Consider the following 22074-nt stretch of genomic DNA (forward strand, 5'->3'; position numbering starts at 1 on the left):
ACAGCTGTAAAAGGCACCCGTAAAATGTAGGAAAACGGCAGGTTAGAACTGTTGGTTTTCCTACATTTTTTGTATCATGAATCACATCAGAGTGTAGGAGGAATTTGATGTGAGACGTGATTTAAGAGAAGGAGTGACGATTTACGTGACTGAAAATATTAAGCCTAACTTCGCCGAGATTGCCCGGCAATATAATGTTGATTATCGAACCGTTAAGAAAGCCTATGAGGAAGTCAAAGCTGGACTTAAGGGCCGACCAAGTGGTCGACCGAAACGGCCAAGTTTACTGGATCCATTCAAGCAAACCATCGATTCAAAGCTTGAACTAAATTGTTCGGCTGCTTCAATTTTTAAATTTATCCAGAAGAAGGGCTTTACCGGCAGCTATACCCTCGTGAAAGATTATTGTCGCCAAACCCGCCGAGAACGAGTTAAGAAAGCTACCATTCGGATTGAACATTCCCCTGGTCTCTCTGCTCAAGTTGACTGGACAGAAGAAATGGCCCTAGTGAGCAGCGAGGGTGAGCTGTTTAAATTCAATATTTTCTTGTATGTATTGCCTTATTCAAAACTCAAATATATGACACTAACCTTTGATCGGAGCCAAGATACCCTCTTTTCTTGCTTACACGACGCTTTCCTTCATACCGGAGGTATTCCGACGGAAATCTGGTTTGATAATATGAAAACCGTTGTGGATCATACAAAATCCCAGTTTGGCCACGCTGTCTTTAACGAACGGTTCCACGAATTCTGTAAAGATGCCGGTTTCACACCAATTGCTTGTCGACCATTCAGACCACAAACTAAAGGTGCAGTTGAAGCCCTTGCTCGCACGGTTGAACGTTTACGGCCATACAATACTGAATTTGCTGATGGAACTGAGCTAATCGAACTAGTTCATATGCTCCGAGATGATCTAAATCATGAAACTTCGCAGGCCACGGACGAAGTCCCGTACCTGAAATGGTTAGACGAAGAAAAAGAGTACCTTCATCGCGTTCCAGTTAATCTCCTTGAACCATACTTCGAAGAAAACATTACCCGTGTCGTTTCGAAGGAGGCCATGATCAATTTCCGCAAATGTAAGTACTCAGTAGATCCGCGATACATTGGTTGTACGGTTGCTGTTGAAATCTCCAATGATGAGCAGCGCATCCACATTTATTATAACGGAGAAGAAATTCGTACGCACTCCATAACTACCAATTCGCTGAATTATGACCCCCAAGATCAGTTCAATATCCTCAAATCTGATTTGCTTAAAGGGCGGACAGATGAAGACATTTCAGCTTACATTCGTGAACATATGACTGATTACGACAACTTATAGGAGGCTACCATGACCACTAATAATCAAATTCTTTTAAATAATCTTGAGCGCTTAGGGTTAAACAAAATCCGTGAATACTTGCCGAATTACCTTGATCAAATTCACACTGATAATCTGTCATTAACTGAGGCGCTAATTGATTTAACTAATTCGGAACTCCAGAATCGACACGAAGGTCAGATTGCACGGGCCATTGGCCGTGCTCGGTTCCCCAATACAAAATCCCTAGATACATTTGATTTTAGCTTTCAACCCAGTATTAATCGCCAAGAGGTTCTGGAATTCCAGAATCTGGCTTTTATGGAAAAGTCTGAAAACTTAATCTTTATTGGCAATCCGGGAGTCGGTAAAACCCACTTGGCAATTAGTATTGGGATTGAGGCCTGTAAACAGGGCTGTCGGGTTCTCTTTATTAATTGTCATGAGCTGTTGATTAGATTGAGAGCAGCTTACGAAAAAGGACTGCTTGATCGATCTCTAAGCCGCTATTCGCGCTATGACCTATTAATTATTGATGAAATTGGGTATTTGCCAATTGGTCACCAAGAAGCTAACCTCTTATTTCAGCTAGTCAATGCCCGCTATGAAAAGCATTCAACGATCATTACCAGCAATAGTGATCTATCCGCTTGGGTTGATATTTTCCAGAACCCAACTGTGACAGCAGCCATTCTCGATCGCTTGGTTCATCATGTTCACGTAGTGAAGATCACTGGTAAATCTTACCGATTACGTGGCCTCAAGTAACTGCCGAAAACCTACATTTCTTTCTGCCGAAAACCTACATTTTTAAACTGCCCTTGACACTTGTGCGACAACGTTAAGAAAAAAATAATTTCTTATGATCATTATAGCGCTTTCAGTTGGCGGATTGCAATTTTAATATAAACAATCACGGAAACTTGTAATTTACCCTAGTTATAAATAATTCCTTAAAGGGAACTATTTTACAATCTGAAATATTCCACGTGGAACATTAGTGCTAAAATATAGACAGAAAGGAGGTTGAACATGGAAGAAAAATGGTTAACTTTTCGCGAAGCTAGTCAGCTAATCGGGAAAAACTCGCACTATCTAAGTACGTTGTTTCGGGTGCACCCAGAATATTTTGAAGGAGTTGAGGTTAAAAAGATTGGAACAACAAGAACAAAGATAATTAATAAAGATCAGTTGGAAAAAGTGGAATTACAAGTAAAAAAAATTGGCGCTCTAAGAAAAAGTGAAGTTTTCCTTAGAGTTAAGCACAAGAAAAACAGTCTTGTGCAACGCCTTTTAACATTCTATATGAAAGTAGATAATATTTGAATATCATTTGTAAATACTTTTAGGAAAAGAGGCGAGAATCATAAAAAAGTGGCTTAAAAAAATCAAGGGAATGACTAACCAAGTAAAGGAAAATCAGGAGAAGAAAAAAATCCCTGAAATTCCTGCACAACATTCGTATAAAGCTTTTAGAATAATGCTTTGGTTAGTCATTGTAGTTGTTTTTGTAATTGCTTTAATGGCAGTTATTAGGCAAGCGCGGACAATCGCGCGTGAACGTTCGCTAGAAACGCAAGTTCAAACCATGAGTAGCCAAGTAAGAAAGTTGAAAGAAGAAAGTAAACAGACGGGGAATATAGACGTTTTTGGGCGTTACTTCGTACAAGCTTATTATGACACTAATCAAAGTGGAGACGACTATAAAAAGAGTTTAAGCAAGTATTTAGCGAGTGGTGTGGAGGCACCAACGATAGATAATGCGAAAGGAACCAAAACACCTGCCTCAGTCATGATGTGGTCACAAGATACGCAAGACAAAACAACTAAATTAGCTTATTTGGTTAATTATAATTATGCTCCAAAGGACAAAAAGGACGATAAGGACAAAACAAACGGGGCTGAAATTATTCATTTTGAAGTTGTGAACAAAAATAGTAAGTATAGCGTGGTTTCAGTACCATATACGCAGTATGTACCGAACTTCAAATCGACGAACGCCAAGAAAGCGACAAACAATTTAGACGGTAAAGAACAAGTATCAGCAACGATCAAAGAAAACGTACAAAATTGGTTAGATAAAACATTCTTGCCGAAGTATATCGATTCAAGCGATATTACAGACGTGCAATATATCATGAAGAACCCTGCTTTATTGGGTGGGTCACAGAAGTATAAAGACATTAACGAAGTTGATGTTTACAAAGACGGAAACTACTTAATAGCTAAAGTGACAGTTGATGTTGAAGACGCAAAAACGCAGATCGATAGCACGCAAGAAATGACATTGGAATTAAGGAAAGACGGTGGAAACAAGTTCTATGTAGAAAACTTGAAACACACGTTAGGAAAATAAAAGGGGAGAAAACACATGAAAAAATTTTTAAAAAAAGCAGACCATTTATTTGACGTAGCCTACAAAACCGCGGCGACAAGTGCAGTAACTTTAGGAATCTCAACACCAGCTTTTGCGGCAAGTAGTTCATTGCCAACAGGGAGCGGAATAACCGACTGGATCAAGACTATTGCAGGGAACTTAGTAATCATTTATTTAATCGTTCAAGTGTTCAGAGGTATCTTTACACAACGTTGGGGCATGGTTATCGGGAGTTTATTAGGAGCCGCATTATTAATTTGGATCATCAACTTTACAGATAGCTTTATCGGGGCATTAAAAGCACTTGTACAACTTTTCCAAGGATAGAGAGTGAGGAGTATGAGCGAAAAACAGACGAAAGAGCAAGTTTATAATTATAGAAAAATATTTAAAAAGCCAATTGTCATTTATCGCTTAAACGACCAAATTAAGTTACCCGTGGGAGTTGAAATAAGAAGAGTGGCAATCGCAATTGTAATCGGGTTGTTATTGTGGCTGCTAAAAATTGTGTTACTGGACTATATCACGTTTGGGGTAATCAATAAGCAATTTATTCTATTGATTTATTTCTTAGTTCCAATGTGGTTTGGCAGTGGCTTTTTAAGTGAAGAACGCGCCGCGTTTAATGGAAAAAATGTTTTTGCATTTACGAAAGATTTAATAGTTTTTTGGTGGACGGTTAAACGCCCACACAAAAGGTTTAATGATGAACGTTCAATACCATACCAAGAAGAAAAAGTTAGTTTTAATGAATCGAAATTAGCAATTATGAAAGAAAGGGGGACAGGAAATGCAAAACCTCAAAAAGCCGTTCAAAACGATATTAAAGAACATGTTGCTAACGAACACGGGCCAAGTGTGGGCGTACTACAGAATACCGAGCCGAACCATCAGTGAAAACAACGCCGAGGAGATCGAGAGCTATAAAAGAACATTGGTACAAATGTTGTGGGAACTGAAAACTTATTATGAAATCGACTTGCAGTTATTGCCCGAAGATATGCGTTTAAATGAGCGCTTTAAGCAGTTAGAGAAAGACTTTAGCAGTGAAACAGGTAAGATAGGCGAACGCTATGACGAGCGCGCAATGTACGTTTTAGGGCAGGAATTAGGCGAAGTTACACGATACGGCTTCACGGTCGGCGTGAAGTTGCACAATACAGCGTATTTAAGGCAAGATACCTTTAAAGAATCGTTTAAAACGGCGTTTGATAGCGTCACAATGCAAGCTCTAAGTTACTTAGGTTTAAGCGTAGCTGATACAAAGAAAGCTTTTGAACCGTACGAAGTGAGCGAAAAAGAGGTGTTTGACGGTTTATCAGTCTTAAAAGGCGAGCGGTTAACGGATAAACAACTTTACCGCAATACAACCGAACCCTTTAGGCGAGGAATTGCAGGGTCAGAAATACCCGCCAACTTGCAAACGACTAATACCACAATCGATCCAGTTTCGTATACAGGCTTTCTAAGGCTTACAAATGAATATGGCGAAAGTTGTATCGCACTAATGCCAATCACGAACACAGAAGTAAATATGACCTATGCAGAGATATTCAGAGTGGTTCAAAAAATGCCGTTTCCCGTGGAGTTCAAAGTTAAAGCTTTGCAGATGAAACCAAGTTCAGCAGTTCGGAAAACGCAGTTTACCGCACGCCGTTTCAAGGAAACTGACAAAGATATGTACGCCAACGAGGATAGCGACAGTATTATCTTACAAGGAAAGCCATTATTAAACGATTTGCGAAATGATATTGAGAACAAAAAAACACCGTTTTATAAGTGGTTAGGTGTTTTTGTGGTTAGCGGAAAAGACAAAACCCAGTGTCAAAATAGGTGTAATGCACTTAAAAGCTATATGGCTAATTATCACGTTGAATTAACACGACCGCTAGCCGATCAGATTAACTTGTTCTACACGCTTTTAAATGGCAACTCAATACAGTTTGAGCGTTACTGGTTGCAGTATACCAAAGATAGCGGAATCGCAGAATTATTGTTTGGTTTAACAAGTAACTTAGGTTCAAATATTGGTTTCTATCTCGGACGAGTAACCCACGGAACAGCGCCAGATACAAGCACCGCTATCCAAAACAGCCGTGATATTGTTTTGTACCACCCTATGATAGCAAATGAAGGTATTGTCGGAGCAATGACGGACAGTCCGCATTGTCTGATCTCGGGTGAAACTGGAAAAGGGAAATCATTCTTAGCCAAGCTTTTAATGTTTTATATGACGTTCCTTGATGTTCAAATTTTAATGACCGACCCTAAAAATGAAAATCATGCATGGTTTGAAGAAGCGGTCAAAGACCCTGAAATACAAAAAGATTACCCGTATTTTATCGACTTAATGAAGACTTTTCATTATGTAACACTTGACCCGAACGACAAAAATAATTACGGCGTGCTTGACCCATTGAGCTTTTTAAATGGTGCACAGGCAAAAGATACCGCCGTGGCATTGATTGAACAAGTGTATAACCTAAAAGGCAAAGATGACGTAAAACGCGAGATTTTGGAAGACTTAGACATGTTAATCGAGCGCAAGCAAAAAGGCGAGAAAGTCGGCTTAATGGACTTAATCGAGATGTTAAAAACAAGCAAGGTTAAAAACATTGCCGAAGCAGGCGGGTTAATCGGCCAGTTAGTTAAAAATTCAATTTTGCAGTTAGCTTTTTCAGACGGAACAAGCCACGGTTTGAACATTGATTACAAGCACACAATTTTAAGTATTCAAGGTTTGGACTTGCCAGAGGCGGGTACAAAATTTGAGGAAATGAACGACAGCGACCGTAAGGCGCTAGCGGTAATGATACCGTTGGCGAAGTTCTGTCAATATTTCGGACAACGCGACCGCAAGCAAAAGACCTCAATTATATTTGATGAAGCATGGACGTTAACCGCAACTCGTGGCGGCAAGCGATTAGTTAAGGAGTTGAGACGTGCAGGACGAAGCTATAACAATCAATTAATCATGATTACGCAGTCCGTTAAAGACGCACAAAGCGAGGACGACCGCGGGAACTTCGGAGCATGTTTTGCATTTGACGAGAGATCAGAGCGAGAAGATATTTTGAAGTTTATGGACTTGCCTGTAACCAAAGAAAATAAAGAGTTGTTGGCAGATATGAAAAAGGGGCAATGTTTGTTCAGAGACTTTTATGGACGGGTAGACGCGTTAAGCGTTGATTGTGTCTTTCCTGAATGGATACGAGCATTCAAGACAGTTGATAAAAGCCATAGTGCCAAGGCAGAAAGGGAGTTTGTCTAATGGTTAAATGGAAGTTTTTAGTTATCGGAGCAGTAGTAAGCCTTGCTGGCTTAATGATGGAAGTTGTAAACGTGGCAAGTATCTTAAGTAGTTCGGGTAGTTCAGATGTATTAGCAATTACGGGACTTGTGATTGCGGCAATTGGAATACTTGCGGGAAGAGAGGCGTTTGCATGAAAAAGAAAGGGGGAGTATTAATATTAGCGATATTAGGAATAACGCTAATATTAACTGCATGTAGCCAAGGAAAAACGACAGCGGACTATAAAGAAATGGTATCGCAGGTTTTGAAGATTGATAAAGCGGACACACAAAGGGTAGACCCCGGAGTACCATACGGACACCCGAAAGCAACGGTTTACCATGATGAAGATAACCCAAATACTTATTACGTACGAGTTACTGATAGCGAAACTTATACAGGTTTTTACAAAAAAGTTGGTAATGGTAAGTGGAAACAATTAACCAACAATGACCAAGCCGCAAAGGTTATGCAGATGAAAAAGGTTTATGTACACAAAGGTACAAGCTAAGGGGGCAAACACATGAAAATAAAAAAGCTAGTCCCCATAGTTTTAATTGCATTAGGTTTCTTATTTATCGGAGGTACAGCAGTTCACGCGGATAACGGTTTAGATAGCGTTAAAAAGGCGGCTACGGAGTTAGCTAAACAAGCCGCAAAAAAGTATAGCGAAGAAAACTATTACACCGCACAGGACGTTAAACAAGGTGGTGTGACCTTAAATAGTGAACGTTATCCAATCGATCAGTATAAAGGGTATGCCGATTTAAACACCACAACGCACCCCGTTAAAGACATGATTAGAGGGGTAGGAAATACCTTTTTCTATATCAACAAATTAATTTGGCAAGGGTTTGATAAAGTAATAAATCTATTATCAACAACGGACGTTTTAAACGGGAAAATCGACCAGATAAATAGTGCGGCGGCAAGCATTTGGCAAACCTTAATTGATAACTTTTTAGCACTGATTTTGGTAGTCGTAGCAATTGCGGCAGGCTATACATTCGCTTTAAAAAATGATTTGGTCGGTGGCTTTGCCATTATTGGTAAAACGGTATTAGTATTTGTGCTTTGTAGTGTGTTTTTAGTATTTGGCACAAGTCTAATGAAAGGTGTTAATACAATTAGTGGTGGACTACAGGGCAGCTTTTTAAAAGCGGCGTTAGTTTTTGACGGTAGTTCACAAAATATTGACTCTAACCAACCAGAAGCAGGCACAACCGCGGTATTACGTAATACTTATTTTGATACGGCGGTCTATCGCCCCTACTTATTGATGAATTACGGCACAACTGATAAAAAGGCAATAACCAAGAATAATAGCGATAGGATAGATAATCTTTTAAAACAGAAAAAAGATAGTGGTTCGGACAAGACTGTTAAAGATGAAAATAAAAAGCTAAACAATAAGTACATGCAAGATGGAGACGAGGGTATTAACACCAAGCTTGCAGTAGGGCTAATCGCCCCCATGATTACCCTAGGTTTGGGCATTCCACTACTACTAATTTCATTGTTTAATTTGATAATTCAGATTGGTATTTTAGCCCTATTGTTGTTAGTGCCGTTGTCGTTTTTCGTGTCACTGTTACCGTGGTTTGGGAACAGTGGTTATAAGAACCTCGCAAGAATTATTGGACTATTCTTTTTCAAGGCATTTACAGCAATGTTTATCATGTTTTTACTGCTGATAATTCAAATCGTAGACAGCTTTATTAGTCCTAATTCAGTTGGTGGCTATATCGCAAATTCGTCATTATTGATAATTGTAGCTTTTCTAATGATCTTAAAGCGTGATTGGATAATATCAACGGTTACAGGCGGAAGAGTGGCAACCGTAGGCGCAGGAAGCAACAATATTAGACAAATGGCAGGCGCGGCAAGTCGAAAGATTGAACGGCAAACAAATCATAGAAACGAGCCAGCACGACCAAATAATCCAAATAAAAGCGACCCGAAGTCTAATGAACCACAGGGGCGGCAAGAACAACAGCCATACGGCAAAAAGACGACCCCAAATGCACGAGAAGAATCAGGACGTAAGACAGAACCACAGCAAAAGCAAATGAAACCCAAAGCGGACGCACGGGCAGAATCAGAGCAAAAGACCAAGCCAAGCCGCGAAAAAGAACCACAAGCAAAAGAAAACCCAAGAAGCGACGAGCCACAAACCGCAGAAGAAAGAAAAAGTAGTTACGGAAATGAAGAGCCTAAAAGCAACGAGCAGAGCAACGCACGCGAGAACTCGGAACAACGAGCGGCACACGGAGCAAACGCAGAGAGTAAACAGGGGAATGCACGCGAAGAATCGGGGCGTAAGACTAGTAAGGAACGACCGTTAGGAGCTGATTAGGTGGAAAATGCGATAAAGAAAAAAGCAAAACACAGCTTAATATTTATCTTTTTACCCCTTATCCTAATTGCTTTTCTTTTGGTTGGCACGGCTTTAATGGTTTCGTTGAGTGGTGGCGGAATTGGAACGACAGAAACAACGTCAACAACCACCCTAGCAACGGGAAGCTCGAAAGGTTTATCAGCTAAAACGTTGCGCTTTAAAGATCAGATTAAAGCTGAAATGGATAAACAAAATGTACCAGCTTCATGGTTAGGCGTTTTGTTGGCGCATGTGGAAGTTGAAACACACGGAAACGCGGAGCAATACCCTGATATATTTCAAGCAAGCGAGAGTGTGAAAGGCGCAAACGTCACGAATGCTTTAACGACAGAGCAAAGTATTCATTACGGGGTACTAGCTTTTAAGAACCAATTGGCGAGCGTTAAGAGCATAACAGGACATGACCCAAGCGCAACAAATGAGGGTGACGTTAACATAACTTCGGTTTTGTATAACGCCCCCGCGTTTGGACCGTGGTTGAAGAAAAATCACGGCGGAAAATGGTCCGAGGCGGCGAATGATGACTTTTACAAGAACGTATTACCGAGTTATGGTGCAGGTTCGGGCGATAGTAGTTACTGGAAGAAGATTTTACAGTATTACGACCCAAGCACAGGACAGAATACTAGCGGCGGTACAGTTACAGTAAGTGGCAAGTCACACAGTTACTATAATGCAGTGATTACCGAAGCTAAGAAGTACGAGGGTAACCCGTACGTGTGGGGCGGGTCAAACCCAACAACGGGCTTCGATTGTTCAGGGTTAGTACAATGGAGCTTCAAAAAAGCGGGAATAAGTTTACCGCGAACAAGTCAGCAACAATGGCAAGAAGTGACGGAGATTTCAGAGAACCAAGCCCAAGCAGGAGACCTAGTATTTTTTGAGGGAACGGACAGCCAAGGCGGAATGACCCACGTTGGTATTTATTTAGGAAATGGAAAAATGTTTGACGCACAAGACAACGGGGTCAAAGTTGATGACGTTGCCGCGTGGCAAAAGCTTTATAAGACACATTTCGGCAAACTCAAAGGGGTAAATTAAGCAGGTAAAAAAAGGGTTGAGAAGATGAAAAAGAACAGAATACCACTAATTTTAGTAGCTGTATTCATTGGCTTGTTATTAGTGTCAAACTGGCAAACAGGGCAAGCCTTAAAGCGTGAAAGAGGGAGAAATCAAGACATATCAAGACAGCTAAAAAAACAAGCGGTAACGATTGCGAACGCAAAAGAAAGTTCAGTGACCGACAGCAAAAGCAGTAGCACCGCTGAAGAGTCGACTACTACTGATAACACAAAAGATATTAGTAGCAACCTCGCAGCATTTCTACAGAATTTATATGTTTCAAAAAATAAGAACTTACAAGAGCGATATAAAAAGATTTCGCCGTTTCTAACAGGCGACGCAGTGAAGCAATTAAAGCCAAGCGGTACAAACAACAACGACAGCCAAGACGACGGCTACACACCAACAACGATTAGAGATATAGAAACTTTTAATAGTGGTGATAGCAAGAATCAAGAGGCGGTCACATTCTATAAAATGGAGAACAAGGTAGGTGATACTACAAAAGAAGTTAATATGGTAATGAGAACGAAGTTAGTCAAGAGCGGGCAAGAGTGGTTAATTAGCAAGATTGAATACAATGCAGGTTACGAACCAAACAAGAGTAATTAGAGGAGGATATAAAAAATGAAAAAAACAGTTAGTGTAGCGTCAGCAACTTTAGCAAGTCTTTTAATTTTTGGAGCGGCAGGAACAACGATTGCGAATGCCGATCAAGTGTCATCAGCCCAGACAACAACAGTATTAGACCCAACAAGTACCACGACAGGCGATACAAGCACCACAGCAACAGACCCAACAAACACAAGCAATCAGGCGAGTGACACGGCTTCAAGCAGTGGTACAAGTTCAAGTGAAAATAATGATACTGGAAGTAGTGCAATAGTACCAACAGACCCGACAACACCAACGGGCGACACAACGGGGAGTAGTAGTTCAAGTAGTAGCAGTACAAGCGATAACGACGGTAGCGCAAACAGTACCACACCAGTAAACCCAACTAACCCAGCAGGCAATACAAGCGATACAACATCAGCGAATAGCAGTACAAGCAGTAGTGACACAAGCAGTACAGGAAGTAATACGGTAACCCCTGTAAACCCTATTAATACAACGGGTTCAAGCGATACAAGCAGTAAGGAAAGTGACACAATATCAGCCGGAAAATCGACACAGAAGAGCAGTACAAGTAAGACTAAAACTTCAAGTGAAGCAAGTTCAACAGTGGCGGAGAGTTCAAGTACAGTGAAACAAACAGCCGCCACAACACCAGTAGACCCAAACACCAGTAGCGATAATTCAAGTACGGCAAGTTCAAGCAAAACAGCGGCTACCACGCAGAATACTAAAGCAAGACAGCCACAGGCAGTCCAGGACAATAGCAAGAAGGCACAACAAACAGCCGCAAAAGCGACTTTGCCACAAACTGGCGAGGATAATACTAAAAATATGAGCATGAGCATAGCGGGAGCAATATTGATCGCGCTATCAGGGTTAATCGCAGGAGCGCAAAAAATTGGTGGATTCAAAAAATTATTTAATAGATAAAAAGAGGAGTAGCCCATTGAGGGCTATTTTTTTTTTGCTATAATAAACCTGTACTGAAAAAGAGAGGTGTATTGTATTGGCTAAAAGGTGGTTATCGGCACCAGAAATCGCGGAAGAACTGGGGATAAATCGACAACGCGTGTATCGCTATATTAGTAAGAACCGTATTGATTACGATAAAAGGCTAAAGAATGTTAATTACTACGGAGAACCTACTATTAAGCGAATTAGAGAGCATTTTATTGCGATAACGCGTGTCAGTGACACAGGAGCAACAAATGCTAGTGATACAGGAAAAACAGGAAAAACGGCGAAAAAACCTGATATAGAGCCAAAAAATAGTGATACAAAAAGCCGTGTATCAATACAAAAAAACAATACAACGATACAGGATAGTGATACAGAAGAAAATGGCAAAATCCTTACATATAAAGGGTTTAAGGGCGATAATACTGCAGTACAAGCAGTACTGGAAGACTACCGCCAACAATTCGAGGTGTTAAAGCAACAATTAGCACAGAAAGATAAGCAACTCGAAACGAAAGACAAACAAATGAGCGAGAAAGACGAGCAATTAAGTAAGGTTTATAAATTGCTCGATCAACAACAACAATTGGAGCTAGGAACACAAAAACGATTGAAATTATTGGAAAATGGAGCCGATTTAAGCACAGATAAAGCGGAGGAGGTAGAAAAGGTTAGGGATGAACCGAAAACGCCAGAAACGGCAAAAAAACGGCACTGGTGGCAAAGACGGTAAATAAGGTATAATGAAAAAGTTGCCTATCCAATCTGCAACGGTTGGGAGGTGTAAAAATTGTTTACTTCTTTCTTTGCCCCGCTTGCGGTTGCGCTGATAACAGCGTGGTTTACGGACTGGCTAAAACGGAAACGCCGCAAGTAAAATAAAATAGGCGACATTTAGCCCACTAAAAAAGCCCTTAGCAGTCGTAACCTGCTAGGGGCTTTGGTGTAAAAACGTTTATTCTTTCTTTGCGAGTTCATTATAACATGAAACAAAAAAGAAGTGCAAAGAAGTAAAATCAAGGTAAGTGGTATAGATTGTGTAATTTTGAAAAACGGGCCAATTGTGAACGGAAGTTAAAGGGTTGAGGCGAGTTTGTGATTAGGGGGCAATGCACAAGGGTGCGTGAAGCACTGGTCTAGTTGTTGGTTGCGATAAGAGTGATTATGTAAACTAGAAGTGGTATATTTAGCATTCCTTATGAATTATCTTATAAAAGATTATAAATTGCATTGAAAAAAATAATAAGGGGGTTTAGGTGTTGAGAGACGCGTTCTAAGCGTCTTTCAAGGTGTTAAGTGGATAGTTAACGGTTAGATTGCTTGATATGTCGGTATTTAGACTTGTTTTTTTCTTTTTTGTAGGTTATCCTTAAAGAGATAAAATTGAATACATATAAGAAGGCATTAGCGTTTTTGGACAAACTAAAAACGCTAGCTCGAAATTCGACTGGTAATCGAATGACGAGAGCCTTAATTGATGAACACCCATCAATTAAAACTATAGCTCTAGCGCTAGAAGTTATCTCTATTATACAAGCTAATCAGCTTGTCCGCAACATAAGCGGCAGTAATAGAATAACCGAAAAAGGCTAGAAGTTCAAGATTTAATGATGAAATTAGACCCGTCAATTAAGGCAAATGCCTTGGTTGACGGTTTTTTAATGCAAAAAAAGTCAATCTGCAGGGGGTAACTGTAATGAAAATTACTTAAAAAGCGGAAGTTACACCGCTCAACAAATGGTAAACGTGGGTTATTTGTTTCGTTATTGCAGGTAATCTAAGGTCAACGGGTAAATGTTGCAAGCCCGTACTGATAAACGATCAGAAGTCTAAACTACGTGCGAAAAAGAGTAGTGCGTAGCAAGATAAAAAGCAATGGAAGTGCATGCACTTATTATGGCTAAACTTCGCCGAAAGATACGACTGGAGTTGTCACTAACAGGAAGATTGACGTAACAAGTAGTGTTGTGCGTGAGTGAATCAAGAAAGTTAGCTAGTTACTCGTAAGCGGTCGATTGGACTGTAGTGAACCTTGATAGGGAGCTTAGCAAACAGAGAGCCGAAAGGTCAACACGCGGGGCAAGGTAGGAGCGTGGAAAAAGCTAAGTGGGTAACTGGAATGTTATCCAAGTCAATAACGTGCTAAAACGATCGGGCTATACTGCGACGTTGATAATCGTCACAAGTTTTGGTAAAAGACTTTCTATACATTCAGATAGGGAAAGTCTGCCTTCCTCCTGAACTACCAGCTCAATTGATAGCTCATCAAACCATAAAACACAAGTGAGATTATATATTTTTTTGAATGATAAATACTAAAATGGTCTTTTAATAGCAACCCTAAAAATATAAAATTGGAAGTTCTGAAAGAACTGAAATTTTTTGTTTTTAGGGTTTTAGATGAACGGTTTATCAGTTCATCAGAACTTGACTTTGAATTTTATTTTTTGATTTTTGGTTGATTTTATTTTATAATTTAATTGAATTTTAGTGGATATAATTTTCAATAACTCACGCTATATTTTCCTTTATTTCAAAGGATTCCGCCAGTCGCCCGCTCGAAACTGCACTCTCTCCACGTAGTTACGATAGTACAGTTTCGAGCGGGCGACTGGCTAGAGATGATATAAATAAAAAGTAAGCGTGAGTAAGATAGAAAGAGATAAGAAAAGATAGTAAATAAGAATGAGATAAAGAGAGGTAGAGTTCAAGGTCAGAAGATTAAGTTCAAGAGAAGAGTCAAGATCAAGAGAAGGTTCAAGGTCAAGTTCAAGAGCAGGTCAAAAGAAAGTTCAAGAGCAGATAGATAAAAAATATAGGTAGGTGTTTAAGTTGATTATTGGGTTAACAGAAAAAAGACAGAGAGTGTTAGAAATAATAGATAGATTGGGAATTGCAAATATAGAGCAGATTGTTAGTTTGACAGGTTCAAAAAAAACAACAGCATATTATGCAGTACAGGAATTAAAAAAGAACGGTTTAGTTGTAGAGTTTAAGAATATAAGACAGGCGGTTTTTTTGATAACTAAAGCAGGTAGTGAATTTGTTGGAGAACTAAATTTTGGTTTTTCAAGAGATAATAAAGCACCGAATTTTGCAATTTTTCGGCATAGCATGTTAGTAAATGAGAGCATGATTTTTTACAAGGAGCATTTAAAAGAAGCCAGTTTTGAGACGGAACGGGAATTGTTAGTGAATGAAGTTAGTGACAGCGGACAGGATAGAAGAGAATTAAAGAATTTACCTGATTTTGTAATTGATACAGAAGAAACAAGGCAGGCAATAGAAGTTGAATTGACAAGGAAGACCCCCGTACGGATAAAGAAGAAGTTGCTTAATTATAAAAAGTTATTGGAGGCAGGGGAGTACACGCATATTGTTTATTTATATCAGTCTATGAATGTTCGCCGATTGGTCGCAAAATGTGCGGCAGAGGTGGGAATAGAGGTTACTTTTGGTAATCTTGATGAGATGTTGGGGGGGGAATGAAAATGTTTGATTATCCGGATAATGATAATCAGAAGGGTGGAAACGGGCAAAGTAGTACAGATCGTGAGATTGGAATCTTTGCAGGTGTTTTGATAGGTGGAATTGTACTGTTAATCGCGCTAGGACTGTTTTTACCCGCTTTAATCGTTAGTTTTTTGGTTGGAGGGTTTGCGGTCGCTTTAAAAAAAATGAAGTGGTTGCCATTAGTTAGTGGAATTAGTCTAATTGTATTTGTTTTACTGTTGATGAAGTTTAAAATCACGGCATTATTTCAGTTTTTGGGTATTTACAAAAATATGTTCCCTGCAAAATTAATGCAGATAGTGGAGAACGTTTTTAACCATGGAAAAACGTTTGAAATCACGTGGCAAAGTTATGTACTGGAAATCGTGTTAGGTGTTGCAGTAGCTTTTATTGTTGCGTTAGTAATTAATAAATTACAGGCAAATTATTTCGTTAAAACTAAAGAAGATAGTCAAGGCAAGTTTTTGAAGTCTGATCAATTCCAAAAAATTTTCAAAAAGCGCGAAAGTATAACGAGTAAACAACAAGAAAAATGGAGAAATAGCGAGAAAAAGAACGATATTTATTTTGGAATTGACATAAAAGGCAATGCGGTAGAATTACCGCTAAAACAGTTGTTTACGCACGAATTAATACAAGGTACAACGGGTTCAGGTAAAACAGTAGCTATGTTGGCACAAGCAGAAGCATGTATGAAAGTTGGTTTACCTGTAATCTATGTGGAAGCCAAAGGTGACCCGCAAATTGAACATGATTTAGGAAAGTTGGCCAAGAAATACGGACGTAAATTTAAAGTTTTTTCGGACAACACAGAAACAACATACAACCCGATTAAAAATGGTGCGCCGTCGGGGGTTGAAGAAAGATTAATGAGTGTTTTCGACTGGAGCGAGCCATTTTATAAAAATGTTAGTGATAACATGTTGCTAAAAGTAATTAAGTTTATGGACGCATATCAAATAAAGCGTGATTTACCAACGTTACTAGAGTATCTAAACTTTGATAATATTTGGAAAACTCTAAAATCAGATAGTACGAAACGTGAGAAAATCGTTAAGCAAAAAGTTAAACCAAAAGGCGGAAAAACAGGAGATACAGGGCTTGTAGGAACTGAAAAGAAAGAAGAAGCAAAATACGTTGATAAAAAAGTAGTTGTTTATGATCTAAGCGAAAAAGCGAGGGAGTACACAAAACTATTTTTTGAAAAAGAAAATTTTGATGATGAAGACTTTAAGGCGTTTAAAGAAAATGAAAGTAACGTCATGAAAAATATTTATGGTTTAAAGGTACAAATTGAGTTGCTAGTTATATCTGATTTAGGATATAAACTAAGTGAAACAGAAAATAGTATTGATATGACAAGCTTTTTAGATACAACCGATGTAATTTTATTTAGTTTTAACAGCAATAATTATGGTTCGTTAATACCAAAATTAGGGCGGTTTGTGGTTAGTGATGTTGCAACTGCGGTTACACAAAAATTTAATGCAGGTAACGACTTTAAAGGCGCAATCGGCTTTTTTGACGAGTGGGGCAGTTACGCCAATGATAAGATTATCGACGTGCTCGCTAAAGCGCGCAGCGCAAAGTTTGGGGCGGTTCTAGGTGTTCAGTCTATGGAAGACTTGAACACCAATGGCCCGGGCTTAGATAAGCGAATCAGAGATAATGTAAATACATTTATGTTAGGGCGTTCAAATGACCCCGAGAGTGCAGATTATGTCGCAAATTTGGTCGGAACATATGAAGATCTCGACAAAACAATTATGACCGAAGATAAAGGGGGCATATTTGCCCGCATTGATACCAAAGCGGCACGGGGAACGGTCAGAAGTGTAAATAAGTTTGTGGTTAAGCCTGATAGTATCAAGCGTTTAGAAGACCATTCATTTTATTTAATAACTAAAGGGGCAAAGAGCGAAGAAGAGTATGCACGTAAGGTTTATACGCGCAATACAATGCAAGGAATTTAAACGACTTGCATAGGCCTCTGAACGAATAGTTAGGGAGCAATTTTTTTAGAATATTGTTTTTTTCATCTATTTCCCCCATAAAATATACATTGCACTTCTTATTCTTTAGTATATGATGATTTCGAGGTTACTTTATGCATTATGAAAGTTAACGGAGGTAAAGGACATGAGTAGATTCTCAAAAGTATCAATTGGGGTTATCTATGTTATATGTACAATAGTGCCTGCTATAATTATGATATTTGAACGGGGCTTATTTTGGATTGGACTAGTAGCTCTAGGCTATTTTTGTTATATTGGCTGGTTTATTTTTATAAAATCGCATGATAATCTATAAAAAAATTAAGCTATATATGGGTGTTATAATATTTATTACAAGAATTGTACTTGAAAATTCTATATTGTTTTTTAAAGATATTTTTTGCTTTCTAAGATAGTTAAATATTAGAAAGCTGATAAAAGTTCCAAGTAGCAAGCTAAAAATATTTATTTGAAAGTTGGTTGCTGTTTTTTCGTATAAGTAGATATAAATGACATATAGTAAATTATATACAATATACGAAGACAGATAAATGTCATATACCTTTGTTTTAAAGCGAGGTAAGAATGTAAGGCTCAACCGTTTGATTTTATTAAATGCAAAGAATACTAGGTAAGTTCCCAAAGCTGATATAAAAACTACCAAACATAACAAGATTCCAAAGGTAGGTGCTGCTATACCAATAGGAATTCCCTTTAAAACACGGTTAGAATTAGGCAGGATTTTGAATGTTTTAAATATTCTTAGGATCGCTAATGTAAGTAATCCTCCCCATGCGAAAGTCCAATATAATATTGTATGTCTAAACTTCATATTTAGTCTTCTCCTCTAACTAAACTAATTACGTAGGCAATACTGTATGACAAAACAACAGTTATAATTAAAGTAAGAGCAACAAGAAATATTAATTCAATTTTAGAATCTAGTAAAATTAATTTTTTTATTTTAGACAAAACACCAAAAAAACGTATACTTACAAAAGCTATCCCTAAAATCATTAACACACCAACAGTCAGTCCGTTTTGCTGAAAAGCATATAAAAAAGGAAGAATAAAGGATATATAAATTATTGAAACCGTAAATAAGCAAATAGGAACAATCATGATACTTTCAATATTAATACCTTTGAAAAATAATGATATCACTAGAAAAAATAGTCCACTCAGTATAGCAGTTACAGCGCAGATAATGATAACAAATAGATACCTTGCAAGAACACTTATAGATTTTTTAATAGATAAAGTTGTTAAAAAATCTATCCAGTTGTTTTTATTATCGGATAGAAAGAGTGATTGAATGCTATTAATCATTATCATTGATACCAATGTTGCTACTATCCAACTATCACTTTTTAGAAAAATTGAGGCTATAATTAAAGAAAAAGATACACCTAACAAATATGTCTTTTTGAACCACTTATCACACAGCTGATAATAATCTTTTAACATTAATCCAAGCATATTTATTCACCTAACTTCGCCTTTTGTACTGTTTCTTCAAATAGTTTCTCAAGGTTTTCTGGCCCAAAGTTTTGCATACTTTTTTCCAAAATAATTTTTCCGTGATCTAGCAAATCAAAACGAGTACAGATTTCTACAACATCATTCAAATTATGGGTGGTAATTATTACTGAACAGTCATTTTGATCTACATATTTTTTGATTAGGCGCAACACTTTTCGGCGCATAAGAGGATCAAGGCCACTAGTTATTTCATCTAACAACAATAAATCTGGATGATGTGAAATAGAAATGCATAAGTTTAGTTGCATTTTCATTCCTTTGGAAAAATTAGATATCGGTGTTTTAGTAGGTAATTGAAGTGCTTTAATATAAGGCCAAAAAGCTTGGGTATCCCAGTTTATTCCAATGTTTTGAAATACGTGTTCCAACTGAAGAATATTTAGTTCTTCAGGAAATGGAATGCTGTCAAAGCAAAATCCCAATTCCTTAAAATCTTTTTTAATAGTCCCAAAATCTATCTTATTGATTCCTCCAATTGATTTTAATAGTGTAGTTTTTCCGGCACCGTTTTCACCAATTAAACCAATGATTTCTTTTTCTTTTGCTTGAAAATTTATGTCGCTCAATATAAAATTATCGTATTTTTTCTTGACGTGACTCATACTCACCTTAGTCATACACATTATTCTCGCTCCTTGGTAGTTAATCTGTATGCCGTTTAATTAGTTGATATACAAAAGACAATATTACTGTAATTATTGCACATACATAAGTTATAGTACTGAGGCCCTGGAAGAAAAATGCAATTATTGTCGCTAACAATACAATAATTGTAATGACACGTACTAACATATCTAAATTTTTCATAGTTAATCTCCTAACAACCATAAGGCTAATTCTGGAGTAACAAAAACTTCAATTATCGCTGCAAGGAACAAAAGACAGTAGGCTCTTATTATATTAATTTTCATGTGATTAACATGTGTTACAGCATATACTAACCATACATATGAAGTTATTTCAATAATACCATGTGGTAAGAGTAAAACGATACTTTGAAAGATTGGTAATTGACCGCATATCAGACCAACGTTAAAGCCATTAACGCAAAAGAATATAACACTCACTATATTTCCTAAAAAAAGAGTAGAGCTTAATACTAAAAATGCTATTGTATTTCTAAAGATAATTTCAGTAAACCAGTTTAAATGAATTACTTTAAACGAATCCAATGAATGTTGAGAGCTTGCAGTTGCGAAATATTTGCTAAATAAGACACCTAAAATTAGAAAAATTATAAATACTATCAATAAAGCAGGTATATTACTCCGTGATTTATTCACAAAGATGGTCACTTCACTTTACAAATAAATAAAAAAGATTGAGACTAGCGAATTGGTCATGCTAGACCCAATCTCTAATGTATATAATAAATTAAGCTGCGGTACCCCCGAGAGCCCCAGCTGCTGCAACTGCCCATCCTGGCAATGTAACGCCTAAGATAACAGCTGCCACGGTACCCAAAGATGCTCCAGAAGATAATAAATCTAAAGCCTTTTGTGTAAGCTTTGTTGTCAAATGCACACCAAATTGTTTTGCAATCCATACAATATTAACTGTGGCAAATAATAAAATAAAAAGAGAGATGATCATTAAAATAGTAACCTCAAATTTGTTCAATCCTAACCTGCTACGATATGCTGAAAGCATAGTAATTCCTCCTTTTTAGAAGCTTGTGTGTAAAAGGCACCCGTAAAATGTAGGAAAACGGCAGGTTAGAACTGTTGGTTTTCCTACATTTTTTGTATCATGAATCACATCAGAGTGTAGGAGGAATTTGATGTGAGACGTGATTTAAGAGAAGGAGTGACGATTTACGTGACTGAAAATATTAAGCCTAACTTCGCCGAGATTGCCCGGCAATATAATGTTGATTATCGAACCGTTAAGAAAGCCTATGAGGAAGTCAAAGCTGGACTTAAGGGCCGACCAAGTGGTCGACCGAAACGGCCAAGTTTACTGGATCCATTCAAGCAAACCATCGATTCAAAGCTTGAACTAAATTGTTCGGCTGCTTCAATTTTTAAATTTATCCAGAAGAAGGGCTTTACCGGCAGCTATACCCTCGTGAAAGATTATTGTCGCCAAACCCGCCGAGAACGAGTTAAGAAAGCTACCATTCGGATTGAACATTCCCCTGGTCTCTCTGCTCAAGTTGACTGGAAAGAAGAAATGGCCCTAGTGAGCAGCGAGGGTGAGCTGTTTAAATTCAATATTTTCTTGTATGTATTGCCTTATTCAAAACTCAAATATATGACACTAACCTTTGATCGGAGCCAAGATACCCTCTTTTCTTGCTTACACGACGCTTTCCTTCATACCGGAGGTATTCCGACGGAAATCTGGTTTGATAATATGAAAACCGTTGTGGATCATACAAAATCCCAGTTTGGCCACGCTGTCTTTAACGAACGGTTCCACGAATTCTGTAAAGATGCCGGTTTCACACCAATTGCTTGTCGACCATTCAGACCACAAACTAAAGGTGCAGTTGAAGCCCTTGCTCGCACGGTTGAACGTTTACGGCCATACAATACTGAATTTGCTGATGGAACTGAGCTAATCGAACTAGTTCATATGCTCCGAGATGATCTAAATCATGAAACTTCGCAGGCCACGGACGAAGTCCCGTACCTGAAATGGTTAGACGAAGAAAAAGAGTACCTTCATCGCGTTCCAGTTAATCTCCTTGAACCATACTTCGAAGAAAACATTACCCGTGTCGTTTCGAAGGAGGCCATGATCAATTTCCGCAAATGTAAGTACTCAGTAGATCCGCGATACATTGGTTGTACGGTTGCTGTTGAAATCTCCAATGATGAGCAGCGCATCCACATTTATTATAACGGAGAAGAAATTCGTACGCACTCCATAACTACCAATTCGCTGAATTATGACCCCCAAGATCAGTTCAATATCCTCAAATCTGATTTGCTTAAAGGGCGGACAGATGAAGACATTTCAGCTTACATTCGTGAACATATGACTGATTACGACAACTTATAGGAG

At 38.3% G+C, this 22074-nt stretch carries 21 protein-coding genes; 17 read left to right on the top strand and 4 right to left on the bottom strand.

What is annotated here, in order from left to right; genetic code table 11:
• Positions 1-109: 109 nt before the first annotated feature.
• The 16 genes from istA (FFM82_RS10370) to FFM82_RS10440 all read left to right on the top strand — a co-directional run bounded on the left by istA (FFM82_RS10370) (position 110) and on the right by FFM82_RS10440 (position 17502).
• Positions 110-1333, top strand: a complete 1224-nt coding sequence (istA, locus tag FFM82_RS10370) for an IS21 family transposase (RefSeq protein ID WP_137645764.1) — start codon at positions 110-112, stop codon at positions 1331-1333.
• Positions 1334-1342: 9 nt separating this feature from the next.
• The gene (gene istB / locus FFM82_RS10375) at positions 1343-2080 is read left to right on the top strand and encodes an IS21-like element helper ATPase IstB (RefSeq protein WP_003555349.1); all 738 of its coding nucleotides are present in this window, start codon (positions 1343-1345) and stop codon (positions 2078-2080) included.
• Between the two features lie 264 nt (positions 2081-2344).
• Positions 2345-2638, top strand: a complete 294-nt coding sequence (locus tag FFM82_RS10380; RefSeq protein WP_137645765.1) for a hypothetical protein — start codon at positions 2345-2347, stop codon at positions 2636-2638.
• A 70-nt stretch (positions 2639-2708) separates the two neighbouring features.
• Positions 2709-3668, top strand: a complete 960-nt coding sequence (locus FFM82_RS10385) for a conjugal transfer protein (protein ID WP_137645766.1) — start codon at positions 2709-2711, stop codon at positions 3666-3668.
• Between the two features lie 15 nt (positions 3669-3683).
• The gene (locus FFM82_RS10390; protein ID WP_137645767.1) at positions 3684-4016 is read left to right on the top strand and encodes a hypothetical protein; all 333 of its coding nucleotides are present in this window, start codon (positions 3684-3686) and stop codon (positions 4014-4016) included.
• Positions 4017-4028: 12 nt separating this feature from the next.
• Entirely contained in the window at positions 4029-4586 is a 558-nt protein-coding gene (locus FFM82_RS10395) for a TcpE family conjugal transfer membrane protein (RefSeq protein ID WP_137645768.1), read from the top strand.
• Positions 4480-6960: an ATP-binding protein gene (locus FFM82_RS10400; RefSeq protein ID WP_225425682.1), complete on the top strand. Its 2481-nt coding sequence runs from the start codon at positions 4480-4482 to the stop codon at positions 6958-6960. The genes FFM82_RS10395 and FFM82_RS10400 overlap by 107 nt, the downstream gene beginning before the upstream one ends.
• On the top strand, positions 6960-7136 hold the full coding sequence (locus FFM82_RS13580) for a hypothetical protein (RefSeq protein ID WP_170178277.1): 177 nt from the start codon (positions 6960-6962) through the stop codon (positions 7134-7136). The genes FFM82_RS10400 and FFM82_RS13580 overlap by 1 nt, the downstream gene beginning before the upstream one ends.
• A complete protein-coding gene (locus tag FFM82_RS10405; RefSeq protein ID WP_137645769.1) occupies positions 7133-7492 on the top strand; it encodes a hypothetical protein in 360 nt (119 codons plus the stop codon). The genes FFM82_RS13580 and FFM82_RS10405 overlap by 4 nt, the downstream gene beginning before the upstream one ends.
• Before the next feature lie 12 nt (positions 7493-7504).
• A complete protein-coding gene (locus FFM82_RS10410; RefSeq protein ID WP_137645770.1) occupies positions 7505-9337 on the top strand; it encodes a CD3337/EF1877 family mobilome membrane protein in 1833 nt (610 codons plus the stop codon).
• The gene (locus FFM82_RS10415; protein ID WP_137645771.1) at positions 9338-10420 is read left to right on the top strand and encodes a C40 family peptidase; all 1083 of its coding nucleotides are present in this window, start codon (positions 9338-9340) and stop codon (positions 10418-10420) included.
• Positions 10421-10444: 24 nt separating this feature from the next.
• A complete protein-coding gene (locus FFM82_RS10420) occupies positions 10445-11053 on the top strand; it encodes a YddI family membrane protein (protein WP_105517944.1) in 609 nt (202 codons plus the stop codon).
• Between the two features lie 15 nt (positions 11054-11068).
• Entirely contained in the window at positions 11069-11989 is a 921-nt protein-coding gene (locus FFM82_RS10425; RefSeq protein ID WP_137645772.1) for an LPXTG cell wall anchor domain-containing protein, read from the top strand.
• 76 nt (positions 11990-12065) lie between these two features.
• Positions 12066-12749, top strand: a complete 684-nt coding sequence (locus tag FFM82_RS10430; RefSeq protein WP_137645773.1) for a helix-turn-helix transcriptional regulator — start codon at positions 12066-12068, stop codon at positions 12747-12749.
• Positions 12750-14848: 2099 nt separating this feature from the next.
• The gene (locus tag FFM82_RS10435; protein WP_137645774.1) at positions 14849-15505 is read left to right on the top strand and encodes a replication-relaxation family protein; all 657 of its coding nucleotides are present in this window, start codon (positions 14849-14851) and stop codon (positions 15503-15505) included.
• 2 nt (positions 15506-15507) lie between these two features.
• Positions 15508-17502: a helicase HerA-like domain-containing protein gene (locus FFM82_RS10440; RefSeq protein WP_170178278.1), complete on the top strand. Its 1995-nt coding sequence runs from the start codon at positions 15508-15510 to the stop codon at positions 17500-17502.
• A gap of 855 nt (positions 17503-18357) precedes the next feature.
• Here FFM82_RS10440 and FFM82_RS10445 read toward each other — a convergent pair.
• From FFM82_RS10445 to FFM82_RS10460, 4 genes are all read right to left on the bottom strand, one after another.
• Entirely contained in the window at positions 18358-19002 is a 645-nt protein-coding gene (locus FFM82_RS10445; protein ID WP_137645776.1) for an ABC-2 transporter permease, read from the bottom strand.
• A 2-nt stretch (positions 19003-19004) separates the two neighbouring features.
• The gene (locus FFM82_RS10450) at positions 19005-19688 is read right to left on the bottom strand and encodes an ABC transporter ATP-binding protein (RefSeq protein ID WP_105517955.1); all 684 of its coding nucleotides are present in this window, start codon (positions 19686-19688) and stop codon (positions 19005-19007) included.
• Between the two features lie 186 nt (positions 19689-19874).
• Positions 19875-20348 carry a stage II sporulation protein M gene (locus FFM82_RS10455; protein ID WP_170178280.1) on the bottom strand — a complete coding sequence of 158 codons (474 nt, stop codon included), beginning with the start codon at positions 20346-20348 and terminating at the stop codon, positions 19875-19877.
• A 91-nt stretch (positions 20349-20439) separates the two neighbouring features.
• Positions 20440-20715, bottom strand: a complete 276-nt coding sequence (locus FFM82_RS10460) for a class IIc cyclic bacteriocin (protein WP_137645778.1) — start codon at positions 20713-20715, stop codon at positions 20440-20442.
• Positions 20716-20847: 132 nt separating this feature from the next.
• Between FFM82_RS10460 and istA (FFM82_RS10465) the strand changes: the two genes are divergently transcribed.
• Positions 20848-22071: an IS21 family transposase gene (gene istA / locus FFM82_RS10465; RefSeq protein ID WP_003555353.1), complete on the top strand. Its 1224-nt coding sequence runs from the start codon at positions 20848-20850 to the stop codon at positions 22069-22071.
• Positions 22072-22074: the final 3 nt, after the last annotated feature.

It is taken from the genome of Lactiplantibacillus plajomi (assembly GCF_005405405.1).
GTDB classification, from domain to species: Bacteria; Bacillota; Bacilli; order Lactobacillales; family Lactobacillaceae; genus Lactiplantibacillus; species Lactiplantibacillus plajomi.